Annotated in this window: 27 protein-coding genes; 15 read left to right on the top strand and 12 right to left on the bottom strand. The window is 44.3% G+C overall.

All coding sequences use genetic code 11. From position 1 onward, the window contains the following. Positions 1-236: 236 nt before the first annotated feature. Entirely contained in the window at positions 237-1214 is a 978-nt protein-coding gene (locus J8Z23_RS23695) for a porin (protein ID WP_226422072.1), read from the bottom strand. A 610-nt stretch (positions 1215-1824) separates the two neighbouring features. Here J8Z23_RS23695 and J8Z23_RS23700 point away from each other — a divergent pair. Beyond that, positions 1825-2883: a porin gene (locus J8Z23_RS23700; RefSeq protein WP_237284344.1), complete on the top strand. Its 1059-nt coding sequence runs from the start codon at positions 1825-1827 to the stop codon at positions 2881-2883. Between the two features lie 221 nt (positions 2884-3104). After that, a complete protein-coding gene (locus J8Z23_RS23705) occupies positions 3105-3719 on the top strand; it encodes a fumarylacetoacetate hydrolase family protein (protein WP_434635502.1) in 615 nt (204 codons plus the stop codon). Here the strand turns inward: J8Z23_RS23705 and J8Z23_RS23710 are convergent. The 3 genes from J8Z23_RS23710 to J8Z23_RS23720 all read right to left on the bottom strand — a co-directional run bounded on the left by J8Z23_RS23710 (position 3716) and on the right by J8Z23_RS23720 (position 5644). Next, positions 3716-4027, bottom strand: coding sequence for an AzlD domain-containing protein (locus J8Z23_RS23710; RefSeq protein WP_434635503.1), 312 nt, complete (start codon positions 4025-4027; stop codon positions 3716-3718). The two genes, J8Z23_RS23705 and J8Z23_RS23710, sit on opposite strands and share 4 nt — an antisense overlap. After that, positions 4027-4737, bottom strand: a complete 711-nt coding sequence (locus tag J8Z23_RS23715; RefSeq protein WP_046873712.1) for an AzlC family ABC transporter permease — start codon at positions 4735-4737, stop codon at positions 4027-4029. The genes J8Z23_RS23710 and J8Z23_RS23715 overlap by 1 nt, the downstream gene beginning before the upstream one ends. A 79-nt stretch (positions 4738-4816) precedes the next feature. Next, positions 4817-5644 carry an AraC family transcriptional regulator gene (locus tag J8Z23_RS23720; RefSeq protein ID WP_006742070.1) on the bottom strand — a complete coding sequence of 276 codons (828 nt, stop codon included), beginning with the start codon at positions 5642-5644 and terminating at the stop codon, positions 4817-4819. A 229-nt stretch (positions 5645-5873) separates the two neighbouring features. Here J8Z23_RS23720 and J8Z23_RS23725 point away from each other — a divergent pair, with 229 nt between their 5' ends. Both J8Z23_RS23725 and J8Z23_RS23730 read left to right on the top strand, forming a co-directional pair. Then, positions 5874-6506 carry a LysE family translocator gene (locus J8Z23_RS23725; protein ID WP_005391182.1) on the top strand — a complete coding sequence of 211 codons (633 nt, stop codon included), beginning with the start codon at positions 5874-5876 and terminating at the stop codon, positions 6504-6506. Positions 6507-6585: 79 nt separating this feature from the next. Continuing rightward, the gene (locus tag J8Z23_RS23730; RefSeq protein ID WP_005375519.1) at positions 6586-7008 is read left to right on the top strand and encodes a GNAT family N-acetyltransferase; all 423 of its coding nucleotides are present in this window, start codon (positions 6586-6588) and stop codon (positions 7006-7008) included. A gap of 100 nt (positions 7009-7108) precedes the next feature. On the opposite strand, the gene J8Z23_RS23735 is transcribed toward J8Z23_RS23730, so the two are convergent. After that, positions 7109-8803, bottom strand: coding sequence for a phospho-sugar mutase (locus tag J8Z23_RS23735; RefSeq protein WP_047008374.1), 1695 nt, complete (start codon positions 8801-8803; stop codon positions 7109-7111). A 329-nt stretch (positions 8804-9132) separates the two neighbouring features. On the opposite strand from J8Z23_RS23735, the gene coxB reads away from it, so the two are divergent. The 4 genes from coxB to J8Z23_RS23755 are packed head-to-tail and all read left to right on the top strand — an operon-like array spanning position 9133 to position 13420. Beyond that, positions 9133-10296: a cytochrome c oxidase subunit II gene (gene coxB / locus J8Z23_RS23740; RefSeq protein WP_006742066.1), complete on the top strand. Its 1164-nt coding sequence runs from the start codon at positions 9133-9135 to the stop codon at positions 10294-10296. Continuing rightward, positions 10293-11924, top strand: coding sequence for a cytochrome c oxidase subunit I (gene ctaD, locus J8Z23_RS23745; protein ID WP_005391175.1), 1632 nt, complete (start codon positions 10293-10295; stop codon positions 11922-11924). The genes coxB and ctaD overlap by 4 nt, the downstream gene beginning before the upstream one ends. A gap of 20 nt (positions 11925-11944) precedes the next feature. Further along, complete coding sequence (locus J8Z23_RS23750) at positions 11945-12484, top strand: cytochrome c oxidase assembly protein (protein WP_005391173.1); 540 nt, start codon at positions 11945-11947, stop codon at positions 12482-12484. 51 nt (positions 12485-12535) lie between these two features. Further along, positions 12536-13420 carry a cytochrome c oxidase subunit 3 gene (locus J8Z23_RS23755; RefSeq protein ID WP_104970155.1) on the top strand — a complete coding sequence of 295 codons (885 nt, stop codon included), beginning with the start codon at positions 12536-12538 and terminating at the stop codon, positions 13418-13420. Between the two features lie 13 nt (positions 13421-13433). On the opposite strand, the gene J8Z23_RS23760 is transcribed toward J8Z23_RS23755, so the two are convergent. Beyond that, positions 13434-13670: a DUF2909 family protein gene (locus J8Z23_RS23760; protein ID WP_005391169.1), complete on the bottom strand. Its 237-nt coding sequence runs from the start codon at positions 13668-13670 to the stop codon at positions 13434-13436. Here J8Z23_RS23760 and J8Z23_RS23765 point away from each other — a divergent pair. The 4 genes from J8Z23_RS23765 to cyoE are packed head-to-tail and all read left to right on the top strand — an operon-like array spanning position 13663 to position 16910. After that, the gene (locus J8Z23_RS23765; protein ID WP_374042341.1) at positions 13663-14460 is read left to right on the top strand and encodes an SURF1 family protein; all 798 of its coding nucleotides are present in this window, start codon (positions 13663-13665) and stop codon (positions 14458-14460) included. The two genes, J8Z23_RS23760 and J8Z23_RS23765, sit on opposite strands and share 8 nt — an antisense overlap. Continuing rightward, positions 14450-14986, top strand: coding sequence for a cytochrome oxidase biogenesis cluster protein (locus J8Z23_RS23770; RefSeq protein WP_164665774.1), 537 nt, complete (start codon positions 14450-14452; stop codon positions 14984-14986). Before J8Z23_RS23765 ends, J8Z23_RS23770 begins: the two co-directional genes overlap by 11 nt. A 12-nt stretch (positions 14987-14998) precedes the next feature. Continuing rightward, positions 14999-16018, top strand: a complete 1020-nt coding sequence (locus tag J8Z23_RS23775) for a COX15/CtaA family protein (protein WP_434635505.1) — start codon at positions 14999-15001, stop codon at positions 16016-16018. Next, complete coding sequence (gene cyoE / locus J8Z23_RS23780; protein WP_434635506.1) at positions 16011-16910, top strand: heme o synthase; 900 nt, start codon at positions 16011-16013, stop codon at positions 16908-16910. The genes J8Z23_RS23775 and cyoE overlap by 8 nt, the downstream gene beginning before the upstream one ends. 81 nt (positions 16911-16991) lie before the next feature. Here cyoE and J8Z23_RS23785 read toward each other — a convergent pair whose 3' ends face one another. Then, positions 16992-17465 (bottom strand): FKBP-type peptidyl-prolyl cis-trans isomerase, encoded by a 474-nt coding sequence (locus tag J8Z23_RS23785; protein WP_005391162.1) that lies wholly within the window; start codon positions 17463-17465, stop codon positions 16992-16994. Positions 17466-17478: 13 nt separating this feature from the next. After that, complete coding sequence (locus J8Z23_RS23790) at positions 17479-18111, bottom strand: thiol:disulfide interchange protein DsbA/DsbL (protein WP_182032959.1); 633 nt, start codon at positions 18109-18111, stop codon at positions 17479-17481. Between the two features lie 278 nt (positions 18112-18389). Here J8Z23_RS23790 and J8Z23_RS23795 point away from each other — a divergent pair, with 278 nt between their 5' ends. Then, on the top strand, positions 18390-19016 hold the full coding sequence (locus tag J8Z23_RS23795) for an OmpA family protein (RefSeq protein ID WP_258661325.1): 627 nt from the start codon (positions 18390-18392) through the stop codon (positions 19014-19016). A 192-nt stretch (positions 19017-19208) separates the two neighbouring features. Here J8Z23_RS23795 and J8Z23_RS23800 read toward each other — a convergent pair whose 3' ends face one another. The 4 genes from J8Z23_RS23800 to J8Z23_RS23815 form a co-directional block, all read right to left on the bottom strand. Beyond that, a complete protein-coding gene (locus J8Z23_RS23800; RefSeq protein WP_053809555.1) occupies positions 19209-19568 on the bottom strand; it encodes a glutaredoxin family protein in 360 nt (119 codons plus the stop codon). 111 nt (positions 19569-19679) lie between these two features. Further along, complete coding sequence (locus tag J8Z23_RS23805; protein WP_434635507.1) at positions 19680-20222, bottom strand: hypothetical protein; 543 nt, start codon at positions 20220-20222, stop codon at positions 19680-19682. Next, a complete protein-coding gene (locus J8Z23_RS23810) occupies positions 20209-20754 on the bottom strand; it encodes a YaeQ family protein (protein ID WP_005391156.1) in 546 nt (181 codons plus the stop codon). The genes J8Z23_RS23805 and J8Z23_RS23810 overlap by 14 nt, the downstream gene beginning before the upstream one ends. Positions 20755-20845: 91 nt before the next feature. Further along, positions 20846-21055 (bottom strand): cold-shock protein, encoded by a 210-nt coding sequence (locus J8Z23_RS23815; protein ID WP_005375625.1) that lies wholly within the window; start codon positions 21053-21055, stop codon positions 20846-20848. Positions 21056-21420: 365 nt separating this feature from the next. Between J8Z23_RS23815 and J8Z23_RS23820 the strand changes: the two genes are divergently transcribed. Both J8Z23_RS23820 and J8Z23_RS23825 read left to right on the top strand, forming a co-directional pair. After that, on the top strand, positions 21421-21762 hold the full coding sequence (locus J8Z23_RS23820) for an alternative ribosome-rescue factor A (protein WP_031780186.1): 342 nt from the start codon (positions 21421-21423) through the stop codon (positions 21760-21762). 142 nt (positions 21763-21904) lie between these two features. After that, positions 21905-23347 (top strand): transporter substrate-binding domain-containing diguanylate cyclase, encoded by a 1443-nt coding sequence (locus J8Z23_RS23825; RefSeq protein WP_434635510.1) that lies wholly within the window; start codon positions 21905-21907, stop codon positions 23345-23347. The last annotated feature ends 82 nt before the right edge of the window (positions 23348-23429 follow it).

Consider the following 23429-nt stretch of genomic DNA (forward strand, 5'->3'; position numbering starts at 1 on the left):
TATCTATTTGATTTTAATTGTCTTTTTATTTTAGTTCGGTTGGCTATTAGGAGAAATGCACTAACTTAGTGACAAATCGCATTAAAAGAGGGCAGAGGCAGGAGTCACTACGCTCGTTTTTCATTGCTGAGCGACGTTTGGATAGTGTGAAAATTTATCGAGTTATGTTGGGTTACACAAAAAAATGGCCAGCAAGCATGCTGGCCAATTGGACTCGCTCTTAGGACAAGAGTGAATTAGAAATCGTAACGTACGCCTAGACGTAGTGTGTCTTCACCTTGAACCACTTTCACTTTACCATCTACTACATCCTTCTTTTCATCGAGTTGGTTGATGTAGTAAGACAGGTAAGTACGGAAGTTACTGTTTAGTTTGTAGTAACCAACAAGCTCGATACCTTCAACGGTGTCGTACTTTGAACTGTTGTCTGGATCATTCTCTTGAGCTGTGTATAGCGCAGCAAGTGTCACTTTGCTTGCTACTTTGTAGCTTGCGACTAGCTCGTAAGCCGTAAAGTCTTCAGCGTCAGTCAGGGAACCTTGAGAATAAGTACCTGCTAGGTATAGGTTATCCATCGAGTAGGCGATACCACCTAGAATTTGATCTTCAGAGTTGTCTTTATTTACGTCGCCACCAGAATATGCAAGACCGAGGTCTAGGCCCATTGGCAGTGAGTACATTCCAGAGATGCCGTATTTATCTTCGTTATCGCTAGAGTTTGCTTGGTAGGTTGCTTGCAGTTGTAGCGCATCAAACGCACCACGGTATGCGAAAACGCTGTCTTGCTTATCAGAAGACGAATCGATAACTTGCTGAACACCAGAGAACTCAGTGATATCCGTCATGTCAGAGATGATGACTGCAGCCATGTCTTGACGACCTACAGAGAAAGCACCGATATCAGAGTCGACACCTGCATACATGTAGCGGTTTTTGAATTCACTCTTGCCCGTTTTTTGCTCGGCTTCGTAAACACCGAATGCAGAAAGGCCATTGCCGATGTCCGTTTTACCTTTTAGATTAAGACGAGCGCGGCTTTTATCTTCCATTGAGCCTTCAACTTCAGCACCACCTGAACCGATGAAGTCACCACGGAACTCAACGCGGCCGCCAACTTTTAATTCAGTACCGTCGTTTTTGTATACTGTTGCTGCGAATGATGGTGCTGATACCAATGCTGTAAGAATTGCAGTAGTTAGTGCTGCCTTTTTCATTTTCTTATTACCCTAGTTGTAATCGATGGGCTTTCTTGCCCGATGTGTTGATGACGCTAAGGTAAACCCTGAAAATGAAAGATAGATTTCTGTTAAGTTATGATTTGATTGCACTTTTGTTGCTGGCGAGAATAAGTGCCCCTTCTTATATCTCTTATAAAAAGAAAGGTTTTATCTTTTTTGAGGTTTTTCTGCCTTCTATTGGAGACCGTGCTTTTTTCAAAAAGTTCCTGAACCTATTTTTGTTCCAAAATGTAAGTAAATATTTCATTTTGACGGGAAAGTTATTTTCAAAAGTTGGGGGTTCATCAAGTATTTGTGAGCACTATCTCGTTAAAGCATTTCTTTTTGTAAGGTTTTTACGCCTGGATTTTTTTCGGATAAGTAAACGTTTGCTTTTTAGTTTTTTGCTGAGAATTTTTCACTCGGTTATCAGGAACTAATCAAATAAAGTGTCGGCAGTTGTTACACAAAGGTAAATCCATTCTGGCGGAAAAGATGCCCCAGAGGGCCTTTGTATTCCTTTCTGTGTTCATCATTTCGTTTTACGAAAGTGAATCAGAGCTGGGTCTAAAACTGACTAACCAACTAATAAGTAATGGATTTAGAAATGAATAAAAAATTATTAGCAGCGGCAATCGCAGCAGCAACTTTCGGCACTCAAGCAGTGGCAGTGGAACTTTATAATAACGATGGCACAACATTTTCGATGGGCGGCCACGTTTCTGTTAACTTAAATGGTTCAGAGCAAGGTGACACGGATGTTGGTACTAACTCTCCTCGTATCAATATCTCTGCGACACAAGATTTAGGCAATGGCTTCACCGCAGACGCACGTGGTGAATGGGCTCTAAACTACTTAGATGGCGGTGAAGAGTCGTTTAAAACTCGTCTAGGTTACTTAGGTTTAACACATGAGGTTTACGGTCGTGCAGTAGGTGGTACGCAATGGTCACCTTACTATGATGTAGCAGGCATCGCGGATATGCCAATTGCGTTTGCGAATGACTTCATTTACGACGATCACGGAAACCTAGGCACAGGTCGTGCGGATAAAATGCTGTCTTATCGAAATGGCTTTGATTTAGGCGAAGCAGGTGCGATTAACGTTGGTCTTGGATGGCAAGGCGCAAATGATGAATACACGCGTAACGACGCAGGTACTATCACTGGTGGTCTTAAATACGATGACCGCATGCAAGTTGCGCTTTCTTACGCAATCATGGGCGCGAAAATTGGCTACTCATACAACGGTGGTGACTTCCAACACCCTGCTTACACAGGTAAACACACCGCAGAATCACATGTTGTGTCTGCATCTTACGGCGCTTACGGCCAAGGTCTGTTCCTTGCCGCGGTATATGGTTCAAATGAAAATATGAACTTCAGTGTAAATGGCGACCGTTTGGCGGAAAGTGATACGTACGAAGCGATCATCGCATACGCTCTAGCGAACAGCTTAAACTTGAGCGTTAACTACGAGATGGTTGAAGGTAAAGAGTTCAAAAATTCTAAAACAGAAACCGCTCGTGAGGAAATGGCACTGCAGGCAGAGTACAACTTCACGCCTAAATTTGTTGGTTACGCGGGTTACCAGTTTGACCTAAATGATGACCATGGTCGTGAAACTGATGACAAATGGGCGATAGGTGCTCGTTACTACCTATAATAGGATTTAGCGAGAACAATCATTCACCCTTATTGATTTAAAGCCAGCCTCGTGCTGGCTTTTTTGTCTATTTGTTTTGTAAATACCGTGATGTTTCAATTAGATGATACAAAACTCAAAACGGGGTGAATGTCTTATTTTTCACACTAGAGGATGGGATTTAGTGTCGTTAAGTCAATAGGTTAGATTATGATGAGGTTTTTGTTTTGCAGGGAAGAGCGATGAGCGTTATTCAAGTTGAAGAAAAGAAAGTAGAAGTGGGTAAAGTGCTTTGTGTTGGGCGAAATTACGTTGAACATATTCATGAGCTTGATAATGCGATCCCTGAGCAAATGGTGGTATTTAATAAACCCGCGACTTCCGTATCGACGACTCTGCGTTCATTTCATCAAGAGGCTCTTCATTACGAGGCTGAAATCTGTTTTCTGATCAAAGATGGACGTTATTCAGCGGTCGGTTTGGGATTGGATCTGACCAAGCGCGGTTTGCAGTCTTCACTTAAACAACAAGGGTTGCCCTGGGAGCGTGCTAAAGCGTTTGATGGCTCCGCAGTGTTTAGTCGATTTGTCTCTTTGGATAACATTGATATTAATGATCTTAACCTAGAGCTCTTGATTAACTGCGTTCGTGTACAAAAAGGTCACGTTAACCAGATGCTCTATCCGCCGCTAACCATTTTGGATGAATTAACGAGTTACACAACACTTCAAGATGGCGATGTGGTAATGACCGGCACACCAAAAGGAGTTGGTGAGGTGCATCAAGGTGACATCTTCCTTGGACGATTAAAGTGTGGTGATGTCACCCTGTTGGAGATTGAGTGGGTGGCGAATTAAAGCCAAATTCGCAGAACGAGAAATACCACCATGCTGATCACCGTCGTTAAAAGAACATTTTTAGTAAAGTACGCGATTAACGCAGCCAGCAAGGCAGCCAATAAAAATGGGTTGTGCACATTCACGCTGAGTGCTCCATTGGGAATGAAAACGATAGGCGTCCAGATCGCAGTGAGTACCGCAGGGCTGGCGTAGTTGAGCACTTTTTGTGTACGTGTCCCTAATCGCAGTGGTAGCTTGGGTTCTAAAAACAAGTAGCGGCTGGTGAAAACAAGTCCCGTCATCAGTAAAATAGACAACATGATCATTAGTGTTTCTCCTGTACTTGTTCCACAAAGTAGCCTGTAAGCATGGCTAAAATGCTCGAAATCATCAAACTTCCTTCCACTTGGTAATAGGTTAGGGCGACCGAGCTCACTAATGCCACGACAACACTCGCGAGCACCGCCATATTTTTAATAGTCGGAACTACAATTGCGATAAAAGTCGCGGCCACAGCAAATTCCAATCCCATTTCGTTCAGTTCAGGGATCAGGCTTCCCGCAATAATGCCCGTCAATGTCGCGATATTCCAAAACAGGTAAAAACTCAAACCAGCCCCAAGCGCATACCAGCGATTAAATTGTTTATCGGAATGATGACCTACAATCGCAAACAGCTCATCAGTGAGTAAGAATCCGAGTGATAACCGCCATTTAAGAGGAAGTGGTGCAATTTTACTGCGCATCGATACACTGTAGAGGAAGTGTCGAGAGGTGATAAAAAACGTTGTTAGTAACATGGTTACTAGGCCTGCCCCCGATTTAATCATCCCCATCGCGACGAGCTGCGCGGAACCTGCGAACAGAATGGCGGATAGTGCTTGTCCTTCCAAAGGGTGAAGCCCAGTATCAATCGCGAATGAGCCTGCGAGCAAACCCCAAGGTAACACCGCGATACTCAGTGGCATCATCGCAAGTGTGCCTTGCCAAAATAGCGTGGCTTTTGATTCTTCTTGTAACGGCAAAGTGTGGTCCATAGTTTCTTCTTAGTTATTCCTAAATCAGGCTACCAAGATAGCTCGGTAGTCGCATAACGCCTTGTACAATATTGCTGCTTTAGCTGTGACGGACGTATTGGCCGGGAGTGACGCCCATGGCTTTTTTAAAGTGTCGATGCAGATGGCTTTGATCATGGAAGCCACATTCTTGTGCCACATCTGAAATTTTTTGTCCCATTTTTAGTAGCTTCTTCGCCATACGTAAACGTTGCTGAATTTGATAAGCATGGGGAGGGAAGCCAAACTGTTTTTGAAACTCTCTTAGCAAATGAAAAGGGCTTAACCCAGCCAGTTTTGCTAGCTCTTCTAGCGAGACGTCCGTTTGCGGGAAGTCTTCCAAAAACTCTTTGACCAACTGTATTTGTCGCTGAGCTCTGGTTGATTCTTTGAGCGGTGCCCGGTGGGTGCTGTGTTTGCTGGCTAGTTTGATCAACGTGCCGTAAATCAAAGTTTCTCGTAGTAGTCGGTTGTCTGATTTTTCTAGCGTTTCAAACACCAATCGCAACTGACTAGCCAGCTCAGGATCGTAAACCACAGGTTGAGGAAAATAGGGCAGAGCTACATTTGGTGAACCAAGCTCTTGCCCCAAGGTCTGAAACTGCTGTGGTACGGGGTACATTGCTTTGTATTCCCAACCGCCTTCTGAGGCCGAATGCCCGTTGTGTACTTCATCGGCATTAACAAGGATGATGCTGTCCTGTGGCGCGATATGATTTCCGCCTGTTCGAAAGAACTGCTGTGCTCCCTTCTCGATGACGCCAATAGTGTAACCCTCGTGACTATGGCGTGAGAAATTCTGCTTCTCGTACTTTGCATCGAGCAGTTCTAAACCACCGAGCTCTTGAGCTATCTTGAAGGTAGCGATTTCCTTATTCTTTTCTTTCATCTTTATCCGGTCTGCTCAAGAAAATCATTTTAGAAGTGTAACGGATCCATCGTGCTTATTTTTGTACAAAATTGCTATTCGATTTTGATAAATAGGCGAATTGATTGTTATTTTGCAACCTAGCAAACTATGATTTTTATTTTTTGAATTATCTTGGCTATTTTGGGCTGGATGATGTCATTTTGTTGGTATAACATTCGCCGCCTTGTTGTAGAAAAGCGGTTCCATCATGATTGATTTATCTGTACTTCCTGTTTATCTCACCGCAGTAGTGGCTTTGTTGCTGTTACCAGGGCCCGATATGTTGCTGATAGCGAGCTCTAGTATGAGTTACGGTAAGAAGGTCGGTCTTTTTGCTAGCTTAGGCAATGCGACGTCTGGTGTTATTCTTACTTTGCTTGCTGCGATGGGAGTATCTACCCTGATTGCAATGAGCCCAATCGCCCTTAAAGTCCTTCATCTATTAGGTGGCGCATACTTGCTAAAAATGGGATGGGACTGCTTAAGAGCTGAGGCATCAGCGGCTCCAGAACTTGATAATCAAAACAAAATGGCATCAACTTATTATCAACGTGCCTTAATGAGTAATTTGCTTAATCCTAAAGCGTTGGTATTTTTTGTGATGTTTTTGCCGCAGTTTGTCTCAAGCAATATCACAGCGTCTTCTGGTGAGCAAATGCTGGCACTAGGGTTACTGTTGAACGTTCTTGGCTTATCATTCAACTTATTACTTGTTGGGCTGGCAGGCACATTGGGTAAGGGGCTGCTCGAGAACGAAAAATTCCGCACGTATCAACATAAATTAATGGGTTTAGTGTTCGTTATTCTAGCGTTGTGGATGCTGAGCAGTTTCGCCTTGTAAAGTTATCATATTCCACCAGAAAGCCAGCAATTGCTGGCTTTTTGTTTTAGGATATTGGTGTTTCCTAAGGAGAGGATGTATGAAGCTTGAATTTTGTTTAAATCCAGATCAAACAGACCTTGATTTTGTTCGTGAAGGTATTCGATCTTATAACCGACTGCATTTGCCTGAAGGGGAAGTGCATGCTGTAGGCTGTTTCGCAAAAGATGAGAATGGCAAGATCATGGGTGGCTTGACTGGCGAAATGTTTAAAAATACGGTGTTTGTTGAGTTTTTGTGGGTAGACGCTGAAAGTCGAACCTCTGGTCTCGGTAGCCAGTTAATGTCGATGCTAGAACAAAAAGTAAAGCCTCACGGGGTTACCCATGTTTATTTGGATACCTACAGCTTTCAAGCTCTTGAGTTCTATCTCAAATTAGGTTTTGAGAAAGTAGGGCAGTACTCAGGCTATCCTGCAGAGGGCATCCACAAGTACTTTCTACAAAAGGAAATTGTAGGCTAGGGAAAAGCACGGGTTAGCTTGACTTGTTCTAGTCAAAATCAAAAAAAGAGGCGCGAATTTGCGCCTCTTATCGTATCAGGTGTCTCTGCTTCTCTTTGACTTACAAACTTGTCTGATGCGCGTCGATAAGTTCGTTCATCTTCGCCTCTGCCGCTTGCTGTGCTTGTGCATAGCTCATATCCGCAGGGAAAAGGTTGATGACTTCGTAGTAACATTTTAGTTTTGGCTCAGTACCCGAAGGGCGAACAATCACACGAGACTGATCTTCTAGGTGATAAATCAATACGTCACTTGCTGGTAAGTCAATGGATTCTTCTGATCCGTCATCAAACATGCGAACTGATGTTTTTAGATCTTCAGTTACTGCGACTTTTTTACCAGCAATCTCTGTTGGTGGGTTTGCACGGAGCTTGTCACCGATTGGTGGAGAGTTCGGGTCGAGAGCGATACTGCGCTGCGCGTTAAAGTAGAAACCGTGCTCGCGGTACAGTTCTTCCAGTTTATCCCATAGTGTTTTGCCTTGAGCTTTAAGTTTACCTGTTAGCTGAGCAAATGCGACGATTGCAGATAAACCATCTTTATCCCACACTTTGTTACCCACGGTATAACCGAGCGCTTCTTCATAAGCAAACAAGAATGGATTGGCTTCTGTCTCTTGCTCCATGGCAACGTTAGTGAGCCATTTGAAGCCTGTTAACGTTTGGTAGTATTGGGCGCCATGCGCTTTGGCAATGCTACTCAGCATTCTTGATGATACGATGGTGTTGCCAACCAGAGCGTTAGGTTGCTGTTCTAGCAAGTAATCGCCAAACAGTGAACCCACTTGGTCGCCGGTTAACATTTGGTATTCGCCATCTGGGCGTTTGACCGCCACTGCAAAACGGTCGGCATCTGGATCGTTGGCACAAGCGATATCAGCATCTACGGACTTACCTAACGCCATCACCATATCCATTGCTCCCGCTTCTTCAGGGTTTGGGAAGTTGACGGTTGGGAAGCTACCATCAGGTTCGCGCTGTTCCTTAACACTTGCCACTTTTTTGAAGCCAGCGTCTGCGAGGAGCGTTTCCGCCATATTCGCGCCAACGCCATGCATCGCAGTGTAAGCGATAGAAATATCGGTGTTGTTGTCAGGAGTAAGCAGCGCGTTTTCGTTCATCGTTTTACGGTAAGTTTGGTAGTAATCGTCTTCCAACCAAACTAACAAACCGTGCTGTTTTGCATCATCGAGAGACATTAAAGGTAATGGCTTCGTTGTTGCGTCATCAATTTTCGCTGCGATTCCAGAGTCGTGTGGAGGAATGATTTGTGCGCCATTCTCCCAATATACTTTAAAGCCATTGTACTCTGGTGGATTGTGGCTAGCGGTAACAACAACAGCGGCCGCAGCATTCAATGTTCGGACACCAAACGCAACAATTGGGGTTGCTGCAACATCGTACGTTAGGTAAACCTTGATACCAAGGGCTGTCAGTACGGACGCGGTATCATGCGCGAATTGTTTCGAATCAGGACGACCGTCGTAGCCAATAACGACACCACGACTTGCGGCATCTTTGACTTGCTCTAGCAAATAGTTTCCTAGGCCAGTGGCTGTCTCTTGAATCACCAAGCGGTTCATTCGGTTTGGACCTGCACCCACTTTGCCGCGTAACCCTGCTGTACCAAAGGCAAGGCGCGATCCAAAGCGATCAGTAAGCTCTTGTTCATTATTTGTATCGACGAGGTGTTGTAGCTCTTCGCGAGTCTTAGGATCAGGGTCTCGTTCTAGCCATTGAGTAATTAGTGCTGTCATATCAATCATTCCTTAGTAGGGGGCGCCTACTTTCTTGGACACTTCGTTTTGTAAGTATCTCAATGTTTTCTTTTAAATTAATGTAAATGGTTCTCAATTACATTTCAAAGAGGGCAATCGATAAACCGAATTAATTTTTTTATCCGAACAAAATTTAATCATATTTAATTTCTTGAAGAACCTTGGAACTATAACTAGCCTTTTAACATAAATATAACAAACAGTGTCGAAATCGTAGTTTTTGTGATTTTTCGTAAAGTTGTTCGATATTTGCATCGGGACGCAAGGAAGCTCGCGCAAGCGTAGCGGCTGAGCAGAGGAGAGATCTTTTGAAAAGATTAACGACTACTCTAGCCTTATCACTGAATGTGATTTTAATCACATTCTCCTCTTTCAGTTGGTCAAAGGAAAGTGACTACAACATGACCAAAGGGGTCACAGCGATAAGTGGGCAAGTGTATGAATTACATATGCTGATTTTCTATATCTGCTGCGTAATTGCTTTGATTGTATTTGGTGTCATGTTCTATTCCATCTTTCGTCATCGCAAGTCAAAAGGAGCAGTTGCCGCACATTTCCACGAAAGTACAAAAGTGGAAATTATCTGGACAGTCATACCTATCATCATTCTTGTCGCCATGGCGATTCCCGCAACGAAAACTTTAGTCGCAATGGAAGACACAAGCCAATCAGATATCACGGTCAAGATCACAGGCTCGCAATGGAAATGGCATTACAGCTATTTTGGTGAAGATGTTGAGTTCTTCAGTTTGCTTGCCACCAGCCAAAAGCAAATTGATGGTATCGAGACAAAAGGCGCGCATTATCTATTGGAAGTAGACAACCCCTTGGTGTTGCCTGTGAATCGTAAAGTGCGTTTTTTGATGACTTCTGATGATGTCATTCACTCATGGTGGGTGCCGGATTTTGCTGTCAAGAAAGACACCATCCCTGGTTTTATTAATGAAGCATGGACAAGAATTGATGAGCCAGGCGTATATCGCGGTCAATGTGCGGAGCTATGTGGTCGTGCACACGGGTTCATGCCGGTGGTGGTGCATGCGATGGAAGAAGAAAAGTTTGATGAATGGTTAGCGAGTAAGAAGGAAGAAATCGCACTTCAAAAAGCGGCGGCACAAGAGGCGCTCTCTCAAGACTTATCCATGGATGAGTTGATGTCGCAGGGCGAATCGATATACACGGCGCGTTGTGCTGTGTGCCATCAGGCTAATGGTGAGGGGATTCCGGGTGCATTTCCCGCGATTAAGGGCAGTCCTATCGCAACAGGCCCAATTTCAGAGCACATTGATGTGATTGTGAATGGCCGTCCGGGCACTGCAATGCAGTCTTTTTCGAACCAGTTAAGTGACAAAGAAATTGCTGCGGTCATCACATACCAGCGAAACGCATGGGGCAACGACACTGGTGATAGGGTGCAAGCATCCGATGTGAATGCCTTTAAGGCACAAGGCAGTGCTAAGGAGGAAATATGAGTAAGCCAATAGAAAAGGCAGTGAAGTCTGCTCCAGCGGAAGCCAGTGCAAACAGTACCATTGCGATTGATGATGGCCATGATCATCATGCTCCCCAAGGTATTGCTCGTTGGCTGTATTCCACGAACCATAAAGACATTGGCACCCTGTACCTTTGGTTTAGTTTCGCGATGTTTCTGACTGGTGGTGCGATGGCGATGGTCATTCGTGCCGAACTATTCCAGCCTGGACTTCAGCTGGTTGATCCACAGTTTTTTAATCAAATGACTACGGTACACGGTTTGGTGATGGTGTTTGGTGCTGTGATGCCAGCATTTACGGGCCTTGCTAACTGGATGATTCCAATGATGATCGGGGCTCCAGATATGGCGCTACCTCGCATGAACAACTTGAGCTTTTGGATTCTACCTTTTGCATTTCTTATTTTATTGAGCTCGTTGTTTTTACCTGGCGGCGGCCCCGATTTTGGCTGGACGTTCTATGCTCCGCTGTCCACGACTTATGGCCCAGATAGCACCGCGCTGTTTGTATTCTCTGTGCATATCATGGGTATCAGCTCCATTATGGGCGCGATCAACGTTATCGTGACGATCGTAAATATGCGAGCTCCGGGAATGACTTGGTTCAAGTTACCAATGTTTGTTTGGACTTGGTTAATCACCGCTTTCTTGTTGATCGCGGTTATGCCGGTATTAGCAGGTGCGGTGACGATGGTTCTTACTGACAAATATTTCGGGACTAGCTTCTTTGATGCTGCTGGTGGCGGTGACCCGGTGATGTTCCAACACATCTTTTGGTTCTTTGGTCACCCAGAAGTGTACATCATGATTTTACCGTCGTTTGGCATCATTTCTGCCATCCTTCCTGCTTTCAGTGGCAAGAAGCTGTTTGGTTATCATTCGATGGTTTACGCGACGTGCAGCATTGCGTTGCTGTCTTTTCTTGTGTGGGCGCATCACATGTTTACAACGGGGATGCCAGTTTTTGCAGAGCTTTTCTTTATGTATTGCACCATGCTGATTGCGGTACCAACAGGGGTGAAAGTCTTTAACTGGGTCGCCACCATGTGGCGTGGGGCTCTGACATTTGAAACGCCAATGTTGTTTGCCATTGCCTTTATTGTGCTCTTTACGATTGGCGGTTTCTCAGGGTTGATGCTGGCGATTGTGCCGGCGGATTTCCAATATCATGACACTTACTTCGTGGTTGCGCATTTCCACTATGTGTTGGTATCTGGTGCTGTATTCTCGATTATGGCGGCTGCGTACTATTGGCTACCTAAGTGGACAGGCAATATGTACGACCACAAGCTGAGTTTGTGGCATTTCTGGTGCTCGATTATTTCAGTTAATGTTTTGTTTTTCCCGATGCACTTTCTAGGTTTAGCGGGTATGCCAAGACGTATCCCGGATTACGCTATTCAGTTTGCTGATGTCAATCAAATCGTCTCCATTGGTGGATTTGCGTTTGGGTTGTCACAATTGATCTTTTTATGGGTGGTGATTAAGTGTATTCGTGGCGGTGAAAAGGCCGCTGCAAAACCGTGGGAACGTGCAGAGGGTTTAGAATGGACGGTGCCAAGCCCGGCACCCCATCATACGTTTACTACGCCGCCTAAAGTCGATTAGAAACGAATAGGGTGAGTGAGATGAAACCGAATCCATCAAACAAAAAGCTCACAGTGAAGTTGCTTTTAGCGACCCTTTTGATGTTCGGGTTTGGCTACGCACTTGTCCCATTGTATGACGTAATGTGCGACGCACTTGGTATCAATGGAAAAACAAGTGAAGTGGCCGCCATTCAACCAACTGGTATGCAACCGGACATGAGTCGAACCATTCGCGTGGAGTTTATGGCGCATGTAAGCCCCGATATGCCTTGGGAGTTTAAACCCAAAGTGATTTCGATGGACGTTCATCCCGGTGAAGTCGTACAAACCGAATACCTTGCATTTAATGAAAGCGGGCAGAAGTTGGTAGGGCAAGCCGTTCCCTCTGTTTCTCCCGGGAATGGTGCCGCTTATTTCAATAAGATTGAGTGCTTTTGTTTTAACCAACAGCCTTTGGATGGCAAACAACAAGCTCAAATGCCGTTGATTTTTTATATCGAACCGGACTTACCGGAGTCGATACACACGTTAACGCTGTCATACACACTCTATAAACTTCCCCCTCCTACAGGTTCTTAGCCACTCAAGGAGAGAGATACAGACCAAGGCTGGTCAGTAAGGAGAGAAATTATGAGTAACAAGCCAGGAACATATTATGTTCCCGCTCAAAGTAGCTGGCCGATCATCGGTGCATTTGCTCTATTTTTAGTTGCCGTTGGTGCAGGAATGACCGTTCAGGGGACACAAAGTGAAGGGGCTGTGGGAACCATTGGTAGCATTGTGCTAGCGGTAGGCTTTCTGTTCTTGCTTTATATGTTGGCGGGCTGGTTTAGTAATGTGATTACTGAGTCACTGAGTGGAAAGTACAGCTCGCAAATTACTCGTTCTTTTCGCCAAGGGATGAGCTGGTTCATCTTCTCTGAAGTGATGTTTTTTGGTGCCTTTTTTGGTGCGTTATTTTACGCCAGGATGATTTCTGTGCCTTGGTTAGGTGGGGCAGATAACAACTTCATGACCAACGAGGTTTTGTGGCCAACCTTCGAAGCGATGTGGCCACTCACACTGACTCCGGGTGGAGAAACAACACAAGCTATGCCGTGGCAGGGCATTCCCCTTACTAATACTATTTTGCTGCTATTGTCGTCGATTACGCTACATATGGCGCACATCAATCTTGAAAAAGACAAAAGAACGGCACTGATTGTTTGGTTGGAAATCACCATCGTGCTTGCGGGCTTTTTCCTATATTACCAAGCGGTCGAGTATGCTCATGCTTATCAAGAAATGGGGCTCACGTTGCAATCTGGTATCTACGGAAACACCTTCTTTATGCTGACTGGTTTTCACGGTTTGCACGTCTGTCTTGGGACGATTTTCTTAATCGTATTATTGCTCCGAATCGCTAAAGATCATTTTTCGTCTAACAACCATTTTGCCTTCCAAGCAGGTAGTTGGTATTGGCACTTTGTGGATGTGGTTTGGTTATGTCTATTTGTGTTTGTGTACGTGCTGTAGGTGCATTGGGCGATTAGTAAGGACGGGGATTCGGAGCCAGCCAGCCTGAACTGAGCGCAATAAGTAGAAGGATAACTACTAAAGCGGAGAACATGACTCGACGGCCTAAGTAATGACTCATAGGTTTGTCTCTTTTTTCGGGATTATCTGGGTCTTCACGAACCATTTCGATAAGCGCTTTTGCGAGGTTGAAGATAATGAAAAGCAGCAAAAGGACAAGCGTCAGTTTGAATAGAAATACGGTGGACATAGCACCTCCGGTTTCATCGTTGTTGTCATCGAGACAATTATGGCTATCGAAACGGTTTTGGGTTGCAGTTGGTTTAACTGTGGTTGTGTTTTCTCTTTTGGTCAAACTGGGTTTTTGGCAGCTTGAGAGAGGGCAAGAGAAACAGGCTTTGGAACAAGCCATTCTTGCGCGAGCGGATAGTGCGTACCAAGCATTAGGCGAAGTTCTTGAAGAAAACGATTGGAGAGAAGGCAGCATTCTCGGGAAGAAAGTGGAAGCTAATGTTGTTCCTCAGGCGTTTCCCGTGATTTTACTGGATAACCAAACGCATCAGGGCAATGTGGGCTATTTAGCATTTCAGATTGTCTCTATGAGTGATGAATCAGGAACCTATGCATTATTAGAGCTTGGTTTTGTGGAGGGAATAGCAGATCGTTCAATATTACCAACCGTCACAACACTCGAAGTGTCGACCTTTATCTCGGGACGTCTGTACCGAAAATCTGCTAACCCGTTGAGCTCTGAATTAATGCCAGAAGTTGGCGATGCCATTCGTGTGCAGAACCTTAATATCGTGCATCTGAATCAGCTACTTAATATTGAACTTATGCCCGCAGTCTTGCAGCCAGACAATCTAAAAAATTGGCCTTACGACTTTCCTTGGAACCCATTGCCGCTCAACAGCGCCAAGCATTTCGGTTATTCGATTCAGTGGTTTTCGATGGCGGGCGTTTTCTTATTATTGACCTTAATTGTTTTTGTTCGTTGGCAAAGAAAGTTGCGTCACATGGAGGTGAAGCATGACATCTAAAGTAACCAAAGGGCGGCTAATGTTGATTGCGTTGGTGTGTACGTTTGCGCTTCCTGCCGTCATCGCTAAGGTCATTCTCACCCAAGGGTGGTATCAAAGCGGTGTGACCAATAGAGGTGTGTTAGTTGAACCATACACAACGTTAGAGCTACTTGGTCAAGAGTCCCCACTCAAGGAGCACAGGTGGCAACTCGCTTATGTTTTACCTAATGAGTGCACAGAACAATGCAGGCAGCAGCTTTACCTGCTTCAGCAAAGCCATGTCGCTTTAGGAAAATATCAAGAGCGTGTGGTGCCGGTGCTTTGGCAGACAGAGTTGTCCGATACCGTAGATGTATCGATGACGACAATGCAAATTAATCAATCGGTTACCGCCAAAGTGAAACCCGGACAAATGTTAATCGTTGATCCTCTGGGGCAATTGGTGATGTCTTACTCGCCGCAACCGAATGAAGATTTAGTCTCGTTCAACAAAGGTATGTTGGCGGATTTACGCAAGCTCTTAAAATTGTCACGAGTTGGTTAGAAAGGGGCGTATATGAAGTTAATTCAGTTGGTTAAATTCAGTTTGCTCCTAACTTTCGTGGTGATCATGTTAGGCGCGTATACTCGCCTTTCTGATGCAGGGTTAGGTTGCCCTGATTGGCCCGGCTGCTATGGGCACTTTGGTGTGCCTCATCAAGAAGAAGACGTAATACGTGCCAATCTTAATTTCCCTGAACGGGCAGTCGAGCATGAGAAAGCATGGCTTGAAATGATTCATCGCTATTTTGCAGGAACGTTGAGTTTGGTCATTTTTGCCATGACAGTGATATCAATAAGGTCTGAGCGCGTGAATCCTACTATTCCGATGCTGCTCAGTGTACTGGTGGTCGGGCAAGCACTTTTGGGGATGTGGACCGTGACGCTCAAATTAATGCCAGTCATCGTAATGCTTCATCTGCTTGGTGGATTTACTTTACTGGTTCTGCAGGCGATTTTTTACTGCCAGTTAAAAGCGCAAAATAATCTCTATTTTTCTCCATCTTCCAGCTCGCTACGAGGCTTCTCATTATTGGTTTTTCTGGTTGTTTTTATGCAGGTGCTGCTCGGAGGGTGGACTTCGTCAAACTATGCCGCGCTCATGTGCACCTCACTGCCTATTTGTGAGGGAGATTGGATGAATCATCTCTCATGGAAAGAGGCGTTTTCTTTCTGGCAAACCGGATTCGAGAATTACGAGTTTGGTGTATTAGAGTATCCCGCAAGAATGACCATACATGTTACGCATCGCCTCGGTGCGATTGTCACCGCCACTGTCGTATTGGCTTATAGCATTATGCTCATGAGGCAAGATTCCCATCATTCACAGCGCATTGGAGGATGGTTACTACTCACTTTAGCGTGTCAAATTATGTTGGGCGTGAGCAACGTTGTATTCCAACTTCCTATTTATGTCGCCGTGGCACATAACTTGGGTGCCGCCATTATGTTGAGTCTTGTTTGTGTGAGTCAGTTTTATTTGTGGCAGGGCAAAAAAGCTTGGAGTTACACCGCGAAAGGAGTTCGCTATGAGTAAAGAAATCGCACTGTCGTTAAATGATCGAAAGCGACTAAGTTCCGTTTATTTGAAGTTAACGAAGCCCAAAGTAGTCGCATTAATGCTGGTGACGGCCGTTGTCGGGATGAGTTTAGCGCCTGTTACTGAGTTTCCTTGGTTGCAGGCGGCGGTTGGCCTAACAGGCATTGGTTTGATGGCAGGCTCCGCGGCAGCGTTTAATCACCTGATTGACCGCCGCATTGATGCGAGAATGGCTCGCACACACAAACGTCCGTTGCCATCGGGTGAAGCTAAGCCGTTATCGGTGATAACCTTTGCGACGGCGTTAGGCGTCATAGGATTTGTACTTCTATATGCGATGGTCAACCCACTGACGGCATGGCTGACTTTGATGAGTTTACTCGGCTATGCGATGGTGTACACCATGTACCTCAAACGCGCTACTCCGCAAAATATCGTAATTGCAGGTATTGCGGGTGCGATGCCGCCTCTTCTCGGTTGGACTGCCGTAACAGGGCAGTTGCATGCGAATGCTTGGCTGCTTGTGATGATCATTTTTATCTGGACGCCACCACACTTTTGGGCACTCGCAATTCATCGCGTAGAGGACTATCGCAAGGTGGATATTCCAATGTTGCCAGTGACACATGGTATCGAGTACACCAAAACTTCCATTCTGTTGTATACAGTATTGTTGACGTTGGTTTGTGTGCTGCCGGTGTTGGTTGGAATGGTCGGCGTAGTTTATCTTTTTGCCTCGTTACTACTTAACGCTGGCTTTATGTACCATGCATGGAAGCTAAAATACGCGCCAGAGCCCAATACCGCGATGGAGGCGTTTAAATTTTCTATCTATCACCTTTTTGCGTTGTTCATTGCATTGCTTTCGGATCACTATATTGGTTTGTAGCCTCTCTTTAAACAGAAAACGCCGCGTGGTTCGCGGCGTTTTTTGTTTTGATACTTTGGCTTTAATGCAAAGTTTCTAGAGTTATTGAATCTCTAACAATTCAACATCAAAGATCAAAACACTTGCTGGTGGAATTGGGCCTGAGCCACTTTTGCCATAACCGAGCGTGCTTGGTACGAAAAGGCGGATTTTTTCACCTTCGACCATGTATTGTAGGCCTTCTTGCCAGCCTTTAATGACTTGGTTAAGACCAAACGAAATTGGCTCACCGCGATTAACGGAGCTATCAAACACAGTGCCATCAATCAACGTGCCGTGGTAGTGCACTTTGACTTTGCTTGTCGCGGTTGGGTGAACCTCACCTTCGCCTTTTTCAAGAACAATATATTGAAGACCACTTTCTGTTGTAATGACGCCTTCTTTCTTCGCATTCTCGAGCAAGAATGCTTGGCCTTTCGCAAAGTTTTCATCCGCTACTTTATGGTTTGTCCAAGTACGGTAAATGAAAAAACCCGCCAGAATGAAAATAATGAGAGGAAACAAAAATTTAGACACGTAAGCTCCTTGTCTATTTAGGTTGTTTTAGCAAATAGTTAATGGTTTTTGCCATGGCTTCGACGCTGTCATGACCACCAGTAATGACTTGGTATTTTCCGTTAACGATAAAGGCTGGAACGGAGTTAATTTGGCCGCGAGTCGTGATCGCTTCTGCCTTAGTGATGTACTCAAACAGCGTTTTTTGCTGTGCTTCATCTAAATGGTAAGGGCTGATAAGGTTGCGAGACTCAAAGGCTTTCTCTACGGCGATTTGACGTTCCTCAGCAGTCGCATCAGGACCCATTTGTACGGCAGCAAAAAGATCCGCCATAAATGCTTTGTCAGGTGTCGACTCTAGTTGCATGACTGCAGTGTAGAAGATGATGGCGCTTACTTGTGCACTTTCATTGAAAGTTACATGCATTTTTTCAACGCTTTGCTCGGTCAATGATTCAATTTGAGGGACAAACTCTTCCATTGAGCGACAGTGGCCACACGTTAAAGAGAATGCTTCAGTCAGGGGAGTTAAATCATATTCTTCAAGAGATACAGGCAAAACTTCGTATTGTTTGCCTTGCTGAGGCTGAGTGTTGCCGCTATCGCATGCCGACAAAGCCATCATAGCGGCAATCACAGCAAAGCCTTTCGATATGGTTTTTAACATAATAATGCTCTAAGTAAGAAATTTGCGTTAGTTTATCGGTTAACGATAGTGACTAAAACCATTAAATAACAATAAAGTGAGACGATTGGTAACAGACTTTTCCTGATGTGTAGGCTGCAGGGAGGTATTTTGGCATCGCTTTTTATTTGAGAGAGACTTGATATTGATTCCAGTGGCATGAACGCTGCATATACAAACCAATCGGTGGATAAAAGCGCTAAAGATTCGGCGTGTTTTGTCGACACAATGGACAAGAGTTTTTCTACGTTGGTAATGGTATGAAGCAGTGGTTTTTAATTGTTTGCGGCATTCTGACTGGGTGCAGTAGCCTTGATCAAGACATGGTTCCTGGCGGGAACATTTTAGATACAGCACCTAGAACAAACACCGAGCTGAGACATCCTGAGTGGGGCTATCCGAGCGCCTCCAGTGTGGCTTCTTCACCTCGTACGTATCAGACTGAGAGGGCATCAGTAAAAAAGTCGCAAAATGTGACCTCTCTGGAAATGTTTCTGAACAGGCACAATATTCCTCATGAGACACTCAGTGGCGGTCACTTAATGATACGTTTGAAAGAGCAAGTGCATTTTCAAACTGGCTCTGCTCAGTTATCAGCGCAATCTCAAGACTGGATTCGAAACATTGGTCACTATCTCGCAGGAAGAACGGATGTGGATGTCGTGATCGATGGCCATGCCGATAGCACGGGAGCTGCCAGCTTTAATGACACGTTGTCAGAAAAGCGAGCTCGTGAAGTGGAAAAGCAACTACTGGCGACGAGTATTCCTCGTCAACGCGTGTTTTCTAGAGGTTTTGGCGAGTATGTGCCGCAGTGCAGTAATGCGACAGTCAGTGGCAAAGCTTGTAATCGACGCGTAGAGCTAACGCTGATCGTTGATGAGTAAGGCGATGGTTGGTCGATAAACTACGTCGTGTTGTTTTCACTGAGCCCTTATGTGTTTACTGGCGTTTCCGTCTGGGAATGAGCAAGAAGAGTGAACCCAAAGGCTAGGCATAGCAACGAGCAGCTAGACTGAATAGAAAAGAGGCACCTGTATGGTGCCTCTTTTACATCCGCCAATGTTCATAGGGGGAACTTAGGCAAATTCTTTTTCAACGTAAGCGACGATGTCAGATGACTCGTATAGCCACTGTGTTTCGCCATCTTTTTCGATACGCAGGCAAGGGACTTTAATTCGTCCACCACCTTGCTCTAGTTCAGCTCGATGAGTCGGGTTATTTTTTGCATCACGTAGCTCAATGTTCACTGACTGACGCTTCATTGCACGGCGGACTTTTACGCAAAAAGGGCAAGCTTCAAATTGGTAAAGTGCGTATTGCTTTGCTTTTTCATCAATACGTTGTTGTTCTTCTGCACTGCGTTTAATACCACGAGGTGAGAACACGGCGTTCAGCAATAAGATAACCTTGCCTAAAATCCAACGGATAAACTTCATAATGATCCCTTGATGTTCATTGGGTAATTGTCCTTTAAAAATGCAATCATGATGCTTGTTGCATTGAGCGTGAAGTCTATCAGTTGTTTGAAATGGATAAAACCATGTATTTTATATGGAAAATAAGCGTTTTAACCTGCTCCAAAAACCGCTAGTTGAAGCTGGACTGGCTTCTCTACCTAGATAAAAGCTTTGCATCAGTTCGGTTCTGAATGCATCAACATCCATGCGTTTTACAACAAGCTCGTGTTGCAATGTATTCTGAGTTTGCTCGGCATGATCGTGCGCCAAGCTAAAGTCCATATTCAAATAGCCTTGAGTATAAAGCCAAAGGTGGGTTATCAAGATAAGGTCTTCTGCGGACTGGTTAGTGAACTTATCCGCGTGCTCATCACCCAAGGAGTCAGTCAGCACTTGCTGCATTTGCTGGGCAGAATGCGCATGTTGCTCATAGTTAGCGCTGGCTTCAATATGCGACTTAGTCAAAAGACCAAGCAGGTGAAGAGTAGGCGCCGTGGCGGGTTTGTTCTCACAAACTTTTGTAAACAGTTGTGACTGTTCTTTTAACCAACGTCGCTTTGCCGCTTTATGTTCTTTAACGAAGGGAATTTCTTTGAATCCCATCTCTTGACTCAGTTCACTAAGAGACGTCATGGCTTTTTAGTTCCTTCACCGTTACTTCGACGTGTTGATCGTTGATATCAACAAAAATAGAGCTGCCGGTAATCATAACAGAAAGGCTAGTGCCTCGGTCAAGGTGCTGACAAATCAAGTCGATAGCGTCGTAGTCAAAGCTTTCTACATTGACGGGAAGCATTGAGAACTTTCCTGACATTTTATCCCACCATACCGTCGCTTTAGTGTTATAAGTGTAAACTTTCACATGCTTTGCTAGGCGAGAGGCTTTCTTGATTCTTTCTGGTTCTGGTTCGCCAATTTCAATCCAGTGAGTAATGCTTTGATCATCGCCAACATGCCATAAATCAGGCTCTTCAATTGTAGAAAGCCCTTTCGTAAACTCTAAATTACTTTGAGCGTTTAAGCAGTAAGCTAAAACACGAGCCAGCATTCGTTGAGGTTTTTCTGAAGGGTGAAGGGCGATAGTTAGATTTTTAGAATCGTAATAGTCGTTATTCATATCGGAAATGGCGATACGAAATTTATAAATAGTCGGTTTAAGAGCCATGGATTTATATCGTTTTTGTTGGCAAAAATAAGTTATAGACAAAAAAATAGCCAGCTTTAAAAGCTGGCTATCGTATCAAATTCTTTAAGAATTAAAGTACTTTGATTTGCTCTGCTTGAGGGCCTTTTTGACCTTGAGAGATAACAAATTCTACTTTCTGGCCTTCAACTAGAGTACGGAAGCCGTCACCAGTGATTGCAGAGAAGTGAGCAAATACGTCAGGACCGTTTTCTTGTTGAATGAAACCGAAGCCTTTAGTTTCGTTGAACCACTTAACTGTGCCAGTAGCTGTGTTAGACATGTCTATTTCCTAAATATCTAAATAATGTAATCTTTCGCCTCAACGGCGCTTATAGCGTGGAAAAATAAATTGCTATTGCGTACCACAGGACGACGGGTTACAAGTAATCCAACGAAATGTGAAAACAAAGAACTTTCTTTCTAGCCGTGTTTGAGTCTAGGTTAATTCCACGAAGAGTCAACATATATTAGTGCTTTATGGACAAATATTTGTATTTAGTCACTATTTAACCAGCATGTTTTTGATTAAATTTCAAATAAATGACGGTGATGTGAAGTTTTTCAGCATAAAATTCAACTAAATCTATAAATTTGACTTATTTATATAATTATTGTCCAATCTGGTTCGACCATTAAGGAGGATTTATGGCAAAACCTAAAACCAGTCCTCAGCCGAATGAGTTACAACACGAGACCGATTTCGGCAGAGGTGAAATCAAGGACAATGCGTTAAAAGCGGTTGTCACCAGTCAATTGTTCAGAACACGAGTCGTAAAAGCGAAAAAAGGTAAAGGCAGCTTCAGTCGGAAAATGAAGCATAGAGGCAAAGAGCCCTATTCAAAGTTCTCCCCGATGTGGATTTTGAATAGGGCTTTTTTATTGATGCTGCTTTTTATCAAACTATTCAAATTCAATGGCTTAGTGTTAGTTAAATCACTCTTATCTTACCTTGTACTGGCTAGCTTTCTTCTTAAAACTAGACGCTGAAAAGTACCAAATAAGTACTAAAACCTACTAAGTTAGATTCATATCAATAGGAGCCACTTCCTGTCCGACACCGCTCTGCTATATCTTTAGATCAGACAAAACAGCCGAGATTATGGTTTAAAAAGACTGGTGAGAAGTAGGTATGTCATCGACGAGTTATGGTACTTATGGTTGCAAGTGTACAAAAGCGTGTGCTTCTTTGTTACTACTATGGCTGTCTATTTGCCCGATGACGTATGCGCACAAGTCAGAGTCTCATTCTTTAATAGTTGCTAACTCCAAAGCTTGGAAGCCATTCTCTTACCTTAGCCCAGACGGTGAACCCAAAGGCATTTTGATCGACTTCTGGAAAGCGTATGCGGCGGACAACCAAATTGATGTTCAGTTTCTGCTTCTTGATTGGGAGGCTTCTTTACAGGCCGTAAAAGAGGGGCGTGCTGACTTTCACGCGGGATTGGTTTACTCATCGGAAAGAGCCGATTACTTGGATTTTGGCGCAGTTATCATGCCCATTCAAACTAAATTATATGTCAATCAAGACGTGCTTTCGATTGATGTCAAAAGTGTTTTAGCTGGTGAAATGACGTTGCCAATTGGTGTCGTTAAAGGAAGTTACGAGTCTGAGTTTATTAAGACGAATTATCCTAATGCGCCTATCGCAGAGTACATCAATAACGACACGATGATACAGGCTGCTGTCGATAAGAAGGTGCTGTATTTTGTCGCGGACCTTCAAGTTGCTAGCTTTTATATGGCAACTATGCCGGGAGCAGGCATGTTTGTTCCTGTAATAAATTTATATAGTAAAGACCTTCGGATTGCAGCAGGGTTGCATAGTTCTGCTTCCATTTTGGATGTCTCTCGAGCGTTTGAAAAAGTTATCGATACAGATCGAGAAAGGATCCTCAATCGCTGGAGTGTGGTGAAAACGGTCTATCCTCTTTATCTCCTACCTATTGCGATTTTCGTTATGGCGGTAGCGACGCTGTATCATATCTTCGCACTCAAACGCATGGTTGCGCTGCGCACAAGACAATTGACGATTGCCAACCAGCAATTGCTGGAGATGACGTTAACGGACTCCCTAACAAAACTCTACAACCGTAGACACTTGATTGAACAATTGGCGCTCTTGAATCACTTGCAGCGAAGCTTGACGGTAATGGTATTTGATATTGATGATTTTAAATCAATTAATGACCAATACGGTCATCTTGTCGGAGATAGAGCGATAGTGGCCGTGGCTGAAACAGCAAAATCAATGACTGATGAACGAATGACATTGGCGAGAATTGGCGGAGAAGAGTTCGCACTCGTGACAGCATCGCTCTCTGAACGAGAGGCGCGCGACTTTGCCCAAATGCTCTGCAAAGCCGTGTACGAACAACCTATTATCCTTGGCGGGCAAGCGATTCATTTGAGCATTAGCTTAGGCTGCGCATACTACCCTGAATTTACTCACATCGTGAATTTACAAGACGCTGATCAACTGATGTATCAAGGTAAGTCTGAAGGTAAAAATCGCGCTGTGTTTCAAGTCATAACAGACAGCCAGGTTCAATCTGAGCTTCGTCAAGTCCCTTAGCGTTTTTGAGTCACCAATCGCTATTTCTAAATCCTCACTTGCTATACTCAATTGAATTTAAAATTATTATACCCGTTTCGTT

Origin of the sequence: Vibrio sp. SCSIO 43086, from assembly GCF_051132235.1 — a bacterium.
GTDB classification, from domain to species: Bacteria; Pseudomonadota; Gammaproteobacteria; order Enterobacterales; family Vibrionaceae; genus Vibrio; species Vibrio diabolicus.

What these genes read in the sequence shown, in the direction of transcription:
- J8Z23_RS23695 (WP_226422072.1), bottom strand. Translation starts at nt 1,214, where the DNA reads ATGAAAAAGGCAGCACTAACTACTGCAATTCTTACAGCATTGGTATCA.
- J8Z23_RS23700 (WP_237284344.1), top strand. Translation starts at nt 1,825, where the DNA reads ATGAATAAAAAATTATTAGCAGCGGCAATCGCAGCAGCAACTTTCGGC.
- J8Z23_RS23705 (WP_434635502.1), top strand. Translation starts at nt 3,105, where the DNA reads ATGAGCGTTATTCAAGTTGAAGAAAAGAAAGTAGAAGTGGGTAAAGTG.
- J8Z23_RS23710 (WP_434635503.1), bottom strand. Translation starts at nt 4,027, where the DNA reads ATGATCATGTTGTCTATTTTACTGATGACGGGACTTGTTTTCACCAGC.
- J8Z23_RS23715 (WP_046873712.1), bottom strand. Translation starts at nt 4,737, where the DNA reads ATGGACCACACTTTGCCGTTACAAGAAGAATCAAAAGCCACGCTATTT.
- J8Z23_RS23720 (WP_006742070.1), bottom strand. Translation starts at nt 5,644, where the DNA reads ATGAAAGAAAAGAATAAGGAAATCGCTACCTTCAAGATAGCTCAAGAG.
- J8Z23_RS23725 (WP_005391182.1), top strand. Translation starts at nt 5,874, where the DNA reads ATGATTGATTTATCTGTACTTCCTGTTTATCTCACCGCAGTAGTGGCT.
- J8Z23_RS23730 (WP_005375519.1), top strand. Translation starts at nt 6,586, where the DNA reads ATGAAGCTTGAATTTTGTTTAAATCCAGATCAAACAGACCTTGATTTT.
- J8Z23_RS23735 (WP_047008374.1), bottom strand. Translation starts at nt 8,803, where the DNA reads ATGACAGCACTAATTACTCAATGGCTAGAACGAGACCCTGATCCTAAG.
- ctaD (WP_005391175.1), top strand. Translation starts at nt 10,293, where the DNA reads ATGAGTAAGCCAATAGAAAAGGCAGTGAAGTCTGCTCCAGCGGAAGCC.
- J8Z23_RS23750 (WP_005391173.1), top strand. Translation starts at nt 11,945, where the DNA reads ATGAAACCGAATCCATCAAACAAAAAGCTCACAGTGAAGTTGCTTTTA.
- J8Z23_RS23755 (WP_104970155.1), top strand. Translation starts at nt 12,536, where the DNA reads ATGAGTAACAAGCCAGGAACATATTATGTTCCCGCTCAAAGTAGCTGG.
- J8Z23_RS23760 (WP_005391169.1), bottom strand. Translation starts at nt 13,670, where the DNA reads ATGTCCACCGTATTTCTATTCAAACTGACGCTTGTCCTTTTGCTGCTT.
- J8Z23_RS23770 (WP_164665774.1), top strand. Translation starts at nt 14,450, where the DNA reads ATGACATCTAAAGTAACCAAAGGGCGGCTAATGTTGATTGCGTTGGTG.
- J8Z23_RS23775 (WP_434635505.1), top strand. Translation starts at nt 14,999, where the DNA reads ATGAAGTTAATTCAGTTGGTTAAATTCAGTTTGCTCCTAACTTTCGTG.
- cyoE (WP_434635506.1), top strand. Translation starts at nt 16,011, where the DNA reads ATGAGTAAAGAAATCGCACTGTCGTTAAATGATCGAAAGCGACTAAGT.
- J8Z23_RS23790 (WP_182032959.1), bottom strand. Translation starts at nt 18,111, where the DNA reads ATGTTAAAAACCATATCGAAAGGCTTTGCTGTGATTGCCGCTATGATG.
- J8Z23_RS23795 (WP_258661325.1), top strand. Translation starts at nt 18,390, where the DNA reads ATGAAGCAGTGGTTTTTAATTGTTTGCGGCATTCTGACTGGGTGCAGT.
- J8Z23_RS23800 (WP_053809555.1), bottom strand. Translation starts at nt 19,568, where the DNA reads ATGAAGTTTATCCGTTGGATTTTAGGCAAGGTTATCTTATTGCTGAAC.
- J8Z23_RS23805 (WP_434635507.1), bottom strand. Translation starts at nt 20,222, where the DNA reads ATGACGTCTCTTAGTGAACTGAGTCAAGAGATGGGATTCAAAGAAATT.
- J8Z23_RS23810 (WP_005391156.1), bottom strand. Translation starts at nt 20,754, where the DNA reads ATGGCTCTTAAACCGACTATTTATAAATTTCGTATCGCCATTTCCGAT.
- J8Z23_RS23815 (WP_005375625.1), bottom strand. Translation starts at nt 21,055, where the DNA reads ATGTCTAACACAGCTACTGGCACAGTTAAGTGGTTCAACGAAACTAAA.
- J8Z23_RS23820 (WP_031780186.1), top strand. Translation starts at nt 21,421, where the DNA reads ATGGCAAAACCTAAAACCAGTCCTCAGCCGAATGAGTTACAACACGAG.
- J8Z23_RS23825 (WP_434635510.1), top strand. Translation starts at nt 21,905, where the DNA reads ATGTCATCGACGAGTTATGGTACTTATGGTTGCAAGTGTACAAAAGCG.